The 7797-nt window shown below is 66.3% G+C and carries 8 protein-coding genes; 1 reads left to right on the forward strand and 7 read right to left on the reverse strand.

Annotated elements, in window-relative coordinates:
• Positions 1 to 58: 58 nt before the first annotated feature.
• The 6 genes from EG885_RS21030 to EG885_RS21055 form a co-directional block, all read right to left on the reverse strand.
• Positions 59 to 985, reverse strand: coding sequence for an electron transfer flavoprotein subunit alpha/FixB family protein (locus EG885_RS21030; protein WP_131578580.1), 927 nt, complete (start codon positions 983 to 985; stop codon positions 59 to 61).
• The gene (locus EG885_RS21035) at positions 985 to 1743 is read right to left on the reverse strand and encodes an electron transfer flavoprotein subunit beta/FixA family protein (protein WP_131578582.1); all 759 of its coding nucleotides are present in this window, start codon (positions 1741 to 1743) and stop codon (positions 985 to 987) included. Before EG885_RS21035 ends, EG885_RS21030 begins: the two co-directional genes overlap by 1 nt.
• Positions 1744 to 1862: 119 nt before the next feature.
• On the reverse strand, positions 1863 to 2435 hold the full coding sequence (locus EG885_RS21040) for a cob(I)yrinic acid a,c-diamide adenosyltransferase (protein ID WP_131578584.1): 573 nt from the start codon (positions 2433 to 2435) through the stop codon (positions 1863 to 1865).
• A complete protein-coding gene (locus tag EG885_RS21045) occupies positions 2435 to 2635 on the reverse strand; it encodes a twin transmembrane helix small protein (RefSeq protein ID WP_131578586.1) in 201 nt (66 codons plus the stop codon). Before EG885_RS21045 ends, EG885_RS21040 begins: the two co-directional genes overlap by 1 nt.
• A 27-nt stretch (positions 2636 to 2662) precedes the next feature.
• The gene (locus tag EG885_RS21050; RefSeq protein WP_131578588.1) at positions 2663 to 3481 is read right to left on the reverse strand and encodes an SDR family NAD(P)-dependent oxidoreductase; all 819 of its coding nucleotides are present in this window, start codon (positions 3479 to 3481) and stop codon (positions 2663 to 2665) included.
• Positions 3478 to 3990: an SH3 domain-containing protein gene (locus EG885_RS21055; RefSeq protein WP_131578590.1), complete on the reverse strand. Its 513-nt coding sequence runs from the start codon at positions 3988 to 3990 to the stop codon at positions 3478 to 3480. The genes EG885_RS21050 and EG885_RS21055 overlap by 4 nt, the downstream gene beginning before the upstream one ends.
• 161 nt (positions 3991 to 4151) lie before the next feature.
• On the opposite strand from EG885_RS21055, the gene parC reads away from it, so the two are divergent.
• Positions 4152 to 6401, forward strand: coding sequence for a DNA topoisomerase IV subunit A (gene parC, locus EG885_RS21060; RefSeq protein ID WP_131578592.1), 2250 nt, complete (start codon positions 4152 to 4154; stop codon positions 6399 to 6401).
• A 291-nt stretch (positions 6402 to 6692) separates the two neighbouring features.
• Here parC and EG885_RS21065 read toward each other — a convergent pair whose 3' ends face one another.
• Positions 6693 to 7601, reverse strand: coding sequence for an SDR family oxidoreductase (locus EG885_RS21065; protein ID WP_131578594.1), 909 nt, complete (start codon positions 7599 to 7601; stop codon positions 6693 to 6695).
• Between the last annotated feature and the right edge of the window lie 196 nt (positions 7602 to 7797).

A 7797-nucleotide genomic window follows, 5' to 3' on the forward strand; every position in this document is an offset into this window, starting at 1 on the left:
CGCTGCCCCCATCGCTTGACGGCGATTCCCCCGGGGTATTTTCGTGAAGAAGAAGCCGTTACAGTTTTTCGGTCAGTTCGGGCAGGATCTGGAACAGATCGCCCACCAGGCCGTAATCGGCGACCTGGAAGATCGGGGCTTCCTCGTCCTTGTTGATGGCGACGATGACCTTGCTGTCCTTCATGCCCGCCAGATGCTGGATCGCACCCGAGATGCCGACCGCGACGTAAAGGTCGGGGGCCACGACCTTGCCGGTCTGACCGACCTGCCAGTCGTTCGGGGCATAGCCCGAATCGACGGCGGCGCGGGATGCGCCGACGGCGGCGCCCAGCTTGTCGGCCAGCTGTTCGATCAGCACGAACTGATCCTTGGAACCAAGCGCGCGGCCCCCCGAGACGACGCGCCCCGCCGAGGTCAGGTCGGGGCGGTCGCTTTCGGCGGTCTCGTCATTCAGCCAGGCGGACAGGGCCGGATCATCGGCCAGCGCGGCGTCCGAGACGGGGGCCGCAGGGCCCTCGCCTGCGGCATCGAAGCTGGCGGTGCGGATGGTCATCACCTTGGTCGCATCCGAGGATTTGATCGTCTGGATCGCATTGCCCGCATAGACCGGACGTTCGAACGTGTTGGCATCGATGATCGCCGAAACCTCGGAAATGACCATCACGTCGAGCAGCGCCGCGACGCGGGGCATGACGTTCTTGGCATCCGTGGTCGCGGGGGCGGCGATATGGCTGTAATCGCCCGCAAGCGCCACGATCAGCGCCGCCGTGGGTTCGGCCAGACGGTGGCCATAGCGCGCATCCTCGGCCACCAGCACGCGGGCGGTGCCGGCGATGGTCGCGGCGGCCTCGGCGGCGGCGCGGGCATGGGCGCCGGCGCAGAGCAGCGTCACATCGCCCAAGGCTGCCACGGCGGCGACGGCCTTGCCAGTCGCGTCGCGATTCAGTTCGCCATTGGTGACTTCGGCCAGAACAAGAACAGCCATCAGACGACCCCCGCTTCTTTGAGTTTCGAGACCAGTTCATCGACCGAGCCGACCTTGATCCCGGCCTTGCGGCCTTCGGGTTCGCGGGTGGCGGTGATGGTCAGGCGCGGGGTGACATCGACGCCGTAATCGGCGGGCGTCTTTTCATCCAGCGGCTTTTTCTTGGCCTTCATGATATTGGGAAGGCTGGCATAGCGCGGCTCATTCAGGCGCAGGTCGGCGGTGACGATGGCGGGCAGTTTCACCTCGATCGTCTGCAGACCGCCATCGACCTCGCGGGTGACCTTTGCGGTGTCGCCGTCGATGTCCAGCTTGCTGGCGAAGGTAGCCTGCGACCAGCCCAGCAGCGCCGACAGCATCTGGCCGGTGGCGTTCATGTCATTGTCGATGGCCTGCTTGCCCGCGATGACCAGACCGGGCTGTTCCTCGGCCACGATGGCGGCCAGGATCTTGGCGACGGCCAGCGGTTCGATGTCCTGATGCACGTCATCGGCGGCGATGACCAGAATGGCGCGGTCGGCACCCATGGCCAGCGCGGTGCGCAGGGTTTCGGCGGCCTGCTTGACGCCGATGGACACGGCAACGATTTCAGTGGCGACGCCCTTTTCGCGCAGGCGGATCGCCTCTTCGACGGCGATTTCGTCGAAGGGGTTCATCGACATCTTCACATTGGCCAGATCGACGCCCGATCCGTCCGCCTTGACGCGGACCTTCACGTTATAGTCGATCACGCGCTTGACTGGCACGAGGATTTTCATGGCCTCTCTCCCTTGGTTGGCGTCATCTGTTGCAGGATTGTTAGACAGGGATCTGCGGCAATGACAGGGCAAAAGCGTCACAGGACGCAGCGTTTGCGGCCAGTCCGGGGGGGGCGGGCCTATCTGCTGGCGCCGGGAACCCACAGGATGTCGGCTGCGCCATTATCATTGACCACCCGGCCCGCGACGAACAGCCAGTCGGACAGCCGGTTCAGATAGCGGATCGCGGTCGTGTTCACATCGCCCCCCGCCAGCAATTCGGTGGCCCGGCGTTCGGCGCGGCGCGCGACCGTGCGCGACAGGTGCAGATGCGAGGCCAGAGGTGTGCCGCCGGGCAGAATGAAGCTGCGCAAGGGCGTCAGGGCGGCGTTCATGGCGTCGATCTCGGCCTCCAGACGGTCGACCTGCGCGTCGATGATGCGCAGGACCGGATAGCCCGCATCCCCGTCGGCGGACATGTTCGGGCGCGACAGGTCGGCACCCAAATCGAACAGATCATTCTGGATGACCGAGATGCGGGTGGCGATATCGCCCGTCGCATGCAGACGGCACAGACCAAGCGTGGCGTTCAGCTCGTCCACCGTGCCATAGGCTTCGACCCGGGGGTCATGCTTGGCAACGCGGCTGCCATCGGACAGGGCGGTGTCGCCCTTGTCGCCGGTGCGGGTATAGATGCGGTTCAGAACGACCATCAGAGAGACCTCAGCCAAAGAAATGCCATCAGCAGGACCAGCGCCCCGGCCTGCGCGTAAAGCCGCCAGCGCATGATGCGGTTGCTGTTCTTGCGGTTGAAATCGCCGCCGCGGGCAAAGCCACCGATGCCGGTCAGCAGGATCGCGATGACCACGCCGACGGCCAGAAATGTCACGAGAAACAGGGATTGATCGGGCATGAACCACACCGCCTTTCACCCGCAACCCTAGCTGCGGCGCGCAAACCAGTCCAGAGCGCGGGTCGGCAGAACCCGCCGCGCGGCCCCGGAAATGCGGGTCGGCGCCGTGACATAGTAGCGCGGGGCAGGGTTGGGGACCGTCAGCGCCGTCAGGATCCGGTCGCTGACCGCGCGCGGCGGGAGTTCGAACCGGTCCTTGCCCGAGGGTTCGTACAGTCGTTTCAGCAGGCTCGCGCGGTACTGGTCGGCCCGGGGGCTGGCCTGCCAGTTCACCCAACGTTCGAAATGCGGAATGGCGTTTTCGCGGATGCGGCTGGTGATCGGGCCGGGCTCGATCAGCACGACCTTGATGCCGGTGCCGTGCATCTCAAGGCGCAGAACGTCGGTCAGCCCCTCCAGCGCGAATTTCGTGGCGACATAGGGGCCGCGCCAGGGGATGCCGACCAGCCCCAGAACCGAACTGATGGTGACGATCCGGCCCGCGCCGCGTGCCCGGAAATGCGGGATCAGGCGGGTGGTCAGGTCGTGGGTGCCGAGCAGGTTCACCTCGAAGATCGCGCGAAGGGCGCCGCGCGGCATATCCTCGACCGCGCCGGGCAGGGCAAAGGCCGCGTTGTTGACCAGCGCATCAACGGGGCCGCCGTCCAGCGCGGCCTCGGCGCATTCGGCGACACTGGATGCGTCCGCCAGATCCAGATGCAGGCATTCCATCCCCTCGGCCCGACGGGCGGCGATGTCTTGCGGCATGCGGCAGGTGGCGATGACCTGCCAGCCCCGCGCCTGCAGGTGACGCGCGGCATCCAGCCCGATGCCGGACGAACAGCCGGTGATCAGAACGCGCCTCATGGGGCGGTGGTCGACAGGAACTGGCCCGCGACAAACCCCTGCTGACCCGAGGGCGTGCGGATCGCGATCCATTCGGCCTCCAGCGGGCCGGTCGCCTCGACGGCGGTGCCGCCATCCAGACCGGTGACGATTGCGTTGCCGGTGCCGGGGCCTGCGCGCATGTTCACCCGGTCGGCGGTGACATAGAGGATCGGGCCGCCCTCGCCCGGTGTGGCGGGGGGCGGGGGTGTGGTGCCTGCATATTCGGGCGAGGGTTCCAGCGGCGGGCCGGGAAAGCGGTTCACCTGTGGGGGCGTCTGGCGGGCCGCGGGGATGATCTCGGCCGGTGCTTCGGCGGGCAGGGGGGCTGCGGGGGCGTCCAAGGCGGCGGCGCCCGCATCCTGCGCGGCGCCGGCATCCTCGGGGGGGGCGGCAACGCGATCTGCGCGCGGATTGCCATCGCCCATCTGCGTCAGCACGATCAGCAGCCCGGCCACGGTGGCCAGTATCAGCAGTCCCAGCCTGATCATCTTGTCTTATCCCTCGTCCCCTGAACCCGCTTAGCCGATCCGCACGACCAACGCCAACCGCACAGAGGCGTTCCCCCGGTCGTGCCTCTGGTCGTTCCCCGGTCGCCGCAGGGGCACATTTCGATCTGGACCCGCCGCGCCGGGCGTCCTATCCAAGATCCATGTCCGACGATCTGATTTCCGACCCCGCCAGCGACCCCGAACGGGGCACCTCGACCGAACCGCTCAGCCGCGCGATCGGCGAACGGTACCTGACCTATGCGCTGTCCACGATCATGCACCGCGCCTTGCCGGATGCCCGCGACGGGTTGAAGCCGGTGCACCGCCGCATCCTTTATGCGATGCGCGAATTGCGGCTGGCGCCGAACGGGCCGTTCCGCAAATCGGCCAAGATCACCGGCGATGTGATGGGCAACTATCACCCGCATGGCGATGCGGCGATCTATGATGCGATGGCGCGACTGGCCCAGGATTTCGCCATGCGATATCCGCTGGTCGACGGGCAGGGGAATTTCGGCAATATCGACGGCGACAACCCCGCCGCCGCCCGGTACACCGAGGCGCGGCTGGCCGCCACCTCCGAGGCGCTGATGGACGGGCTGACCGAGGATTCGGTCGATTTCCGCCCCAATTATGACGGCACTCTGTCCGAACCGATCGTCCTGCCCGCCGCCTTCCCGAACCTGCTGGCCAATGGCGCCTCGGGGATCGCCGTGGGCATGGCCACCAATATCCCGCCGCATAACCTGCACGAGGTCGTGGATGCCTGCCTGCATCTGATCAAGGTGCCCGATGCGCGCGACGACACGCTGGCCACGCTGATCAAGGGCCCCGATTTCCCGACCGGCGGCGTGCTGGTCGAAAGCGCCGAAAGCATTGCCGAAACCTATCGCACGGGCCGCGGCGCCTTTCGCGTCCGCGCCCGGTGGGCGCAAGAGGATCTGGGTCGCGGTCTGTGGCAGATCGTCGTGACCGAGATCCCCTATCAGGTCCAGAAATCCAAGCTGATCGAACGTCTGGCCGAGCTGATCCAGACCCGCAAGATCCCGATCTTTGCCGATGTCCGCGACGAATCCGCCGAAGACATCCGCATCGTGCTGGAGCCCAAGGCCCGCACCGTCGATCCCGAACAGCTGATGGGCGCGCTGTTCCGCGCCAGCGATCTGGAACTGCGCTTCAATCTGAACATGAACGTGCTGATCGACGGACGCGTGCCCAAGGTCTGTTCCCTGAAAGAGGTGCTGCGCGCCTTTCTGGATCACCGCCGCGAGGTGCTGGTCCGCCGCGCCAGCTATCGGCTGGACAAGATCGCGTCGCGGCTGGAGGTGCTGGAAGGCTATCTGATCGCCTATCTGAACCTCGACCGGGTGATCGAGATCATCCGCACCGAGGACGAACCCAAGGCCGTGATGATGGCCGAATTCGGCCTGAACGACGTGCAGGTCGAGGCGATCCTGAACATGCGCCTGCGCGCCTTGCGCAAGCTTGAGGAGATCGAGCTGCGCGCCGAACGCGACGCCCTCAAGGCCGAACGCGAGGGGCTGCAGGCCATGCTGGACAGCGAGGATGCCCAATGGGCGCGCATCGCCGACCAGCTGAAAGAGGTCCGCAATCTGTTCGGAAAGTCGCATGCCAAGGGCCAGCGCCGCACCACCATCGGTGAGGCGACCGAGCTGCCGGTCATCGATCTGGATGCCATGATCGATCGCGAACCGGTGACGGTGATCCTGTCGAAGATGGGTTGGATCCGCAGCATGAAGGGCCACCAGCCGCTGGAGGCCGAGCTGAAGTTCAAGGATGGCGACGGCCCCGGTCAGGCGCTGCATGCGGAAACCACCGACAAGCTGATGATCTTTGCCTCGAACGGCCGGTTCTACACGCTGCCCGCCAGCACCCTTCCCGGCGGGCGCGGCATGGGAGAGCCGCTGCGCCTGATGATCGATCTGCCGAACGAGGCCGAGATCATCGCCCTGTTCCCTTGGCGCGCGGGGATGAAATATCTGGTCGCATCCAAGGACGCCAACGGCTTCGTCGTGAATTCGGCCGATATTCTGGCACAGACCCGGTCCGGCAAACAGGTTCTGAACGGCGAGGCGCTGCTTTGTCGCCCGGTCATGGGCGATCATGTCGCGGTCGTGGCGGGCACCCGGCGGATGCTGGTCTTTCCGCTGGCCGAGCTGCCCGAAATGTCGCGCGGCAAAGGCGTGCGGCTGATGAAGCTGAACCCCGGCGGGCTGTTCAAGGACGAATTGCTGGCAGACGCTATCACCCTGACCCTGACCGATGGTCTGTCCTGGCCCATGGGCGGCGGCAAGACGAGAACCGAACCCGATCTGTCGGAATGGTTGGGCAAACGCGCCGCTGCAGGCCGCATGGCCCCGCGCGGCTTCCCCCGCAACAACCGCTTCTAGCATCTCGGAGGCTGCACAGGCGACGCGGTCGCAAGGGGGGCTCTGCCCCGCCCGTCGCTGCGCGCCGGTCTCCCCGGGATATTGAGGCCAAGATGAAAGGGCAGAGGAGCGGACAAAAAGCTGCGCCCTGCCGCGACGGCCCCGTGGGAGGGGCGGCCCGGCAGGGCGCTTTCACCTTGGGCGGTCATCGGCGTCCCCGCCTGTACCGCAGGGCCATCCTCGCGCGAAGACCTTTCATCTTGGTTAAAATATCCCCGCCGGAGGCTCTTTTTCTTCAGCGGGGCGCATGAACTACAAGCCGCCGCCGCCGACCGATCCGAAATATTCCCCGGTGATGTAACTGGCTTCGTCGGATGCGAGCAGAACATAGATCGGAGCGATCTCGACCGGTTGGCCGGGCCGACCGAGGGGTTGGCTGGCACCATGTTCCTGCGCCTTGTCGGTCGGCTGGCCGCCGCTGATCTGCAGGGCGGTCCAGTAGGGGCCGGGACAGACGGCGTTCACGCGGATGGCACGGGGGGCCAACTGCTTGGCCAGCGATTGCGCAAAGGCAACATTGGCGGCCTTGCTTTGCGCGTAGTCGAAAAGATGGGCCGAGCCTGAAAAGGCCTGCACCGATGAGGTGATGATGATCGACCCGCCCGGGCCCATATGCGGCAGGGCCGCGCGGGTGACCCAGAAGGGGGCGTAAATGTTGGTCTTCATCGTCGCGTCGAAGTCTTCGGTGCTCAGGTCTTCCAGCCGCTCGCAGAACTGCTGGCGCCCGGCATTGTTGACCAGAATGTCCAGCCCGCCCAGCTGAGAGGCGACGCTTGCGACCATTTCCTTGCAGAACCCCTCGTCGCGCAGATCGCCGGGGATGGAGACGGCCTTGCGGCCCTCGGCCTCGATCAGCGCCACGATGCTGTCGGCATCGGGCTGTTCGTCGGGCAGATAGGTGATGGCGACATCGGCGCCTTCGCGGGCAAAGGCGATGGCGGCTGCCGCGCCGATGCCGCTGTCGCCGCCGGTGATCAGGGCCCGCTTGCCCGCAAGACGACCGGTGCCGCGATAGCTTGTCTCGCCATGGTCGGGGCGTGGGTCCATTTTCCGGGCGAGGCCGGGGAAGGCCTGCTCCTGCGCCGGAAAATCGGGGGCGGGCAGGCTGGGATCGATGATGGCGCCGCTGCGGAAGGGCGCACGAATGGGAGTATCGGACATGGGAGCCTCTTGGTCTGCAGGTTCGCAGGCCAACGGCGCAGGGCGGTGAATGTTCCTGCGGCCCGCGGACCGTTGCCGGGTGGCGGCGCATGGCAAAGGGGCCGCCCTTTCGGGCGGCCCCTGATGTGGTCCATGGGCGGGCGGGGTCAGCCGCGCGCCGTCAGGATCACTTGATGATTTTCGACACCACGCCGGC

The organism is Paracoccus nototheniae, assembly GCF_004335005.1.
GTDB classification, from domain to species: Bacteria; Pseudomonadota; Alphaproteobacteria; order Rhodobacterales; family Rhodobacteraceae; genus Paracoccus; species Paracoccus nototheniae.

What these genes read in the sequence shown, in the direction of transcription:
- EG885_RS21035 (WP_131578582.1), bottom strand. Translation starts at nt 1,743, where the DNA reads ATGAAAATCCTCGTGCCAGTCAAGCGCGTGATCGACTATAACGTGAAG.
- parC (WP_131578592.1), top strand. Translation starts at nt 4,152, where the DNA reads ATGTCCGACGATCTGATTTCCGACCCCGCCAGCGACCCCGAACGGGGC.
- EG885_RS21040 (WP_131578584.1), bottom strand. Translation starts at nt 2,435, where the DNA reads ATGGTCGTTCTGAACCGCATCTATACCCGCACCGGCGACAAGGGCGAC.
- EG885_RS21065 (WP_131578594.1), bottom strand. Translation starts at nt 7,601, where the DNA reads ATGTCCGATACTCCCATTCGTGCGCCCTTCCGCAGCGGCGCCATCATC.
- EG885_RS21055 (WP_131578590.1), bottom strand. Translation starts at nt 3,990, where the DNA reads ATGATCAGGCTGGGACTGCTGATACTGGCCACCGTGGCCGGGCTGCTG.
- EG885_RS21030 (WP_131578580.1), bottom strand. Translation starts at nt 985, where the DNA reads ATGGCTGTTCTTGTTCTGGCCGAAGTCACCAATGGCGAACTGAATCGC.
- EG885_RS21050 (WP_131578588.1), bottom strand. Translation starts at nt 3,481, where the DNA reads ATGAGGCGCGTTCTGATCACCGGCTGTTCGTCCGGCATCGGGCTGGAT.
- EG885_RS21045 (WP_131578586.1), bottom strand. Translation starts at nt 2,635, where the DNA reads ATGCCCGATCAATCCCTGTTTCTCGTGACATTTCTGGCCGTCGGCGTG.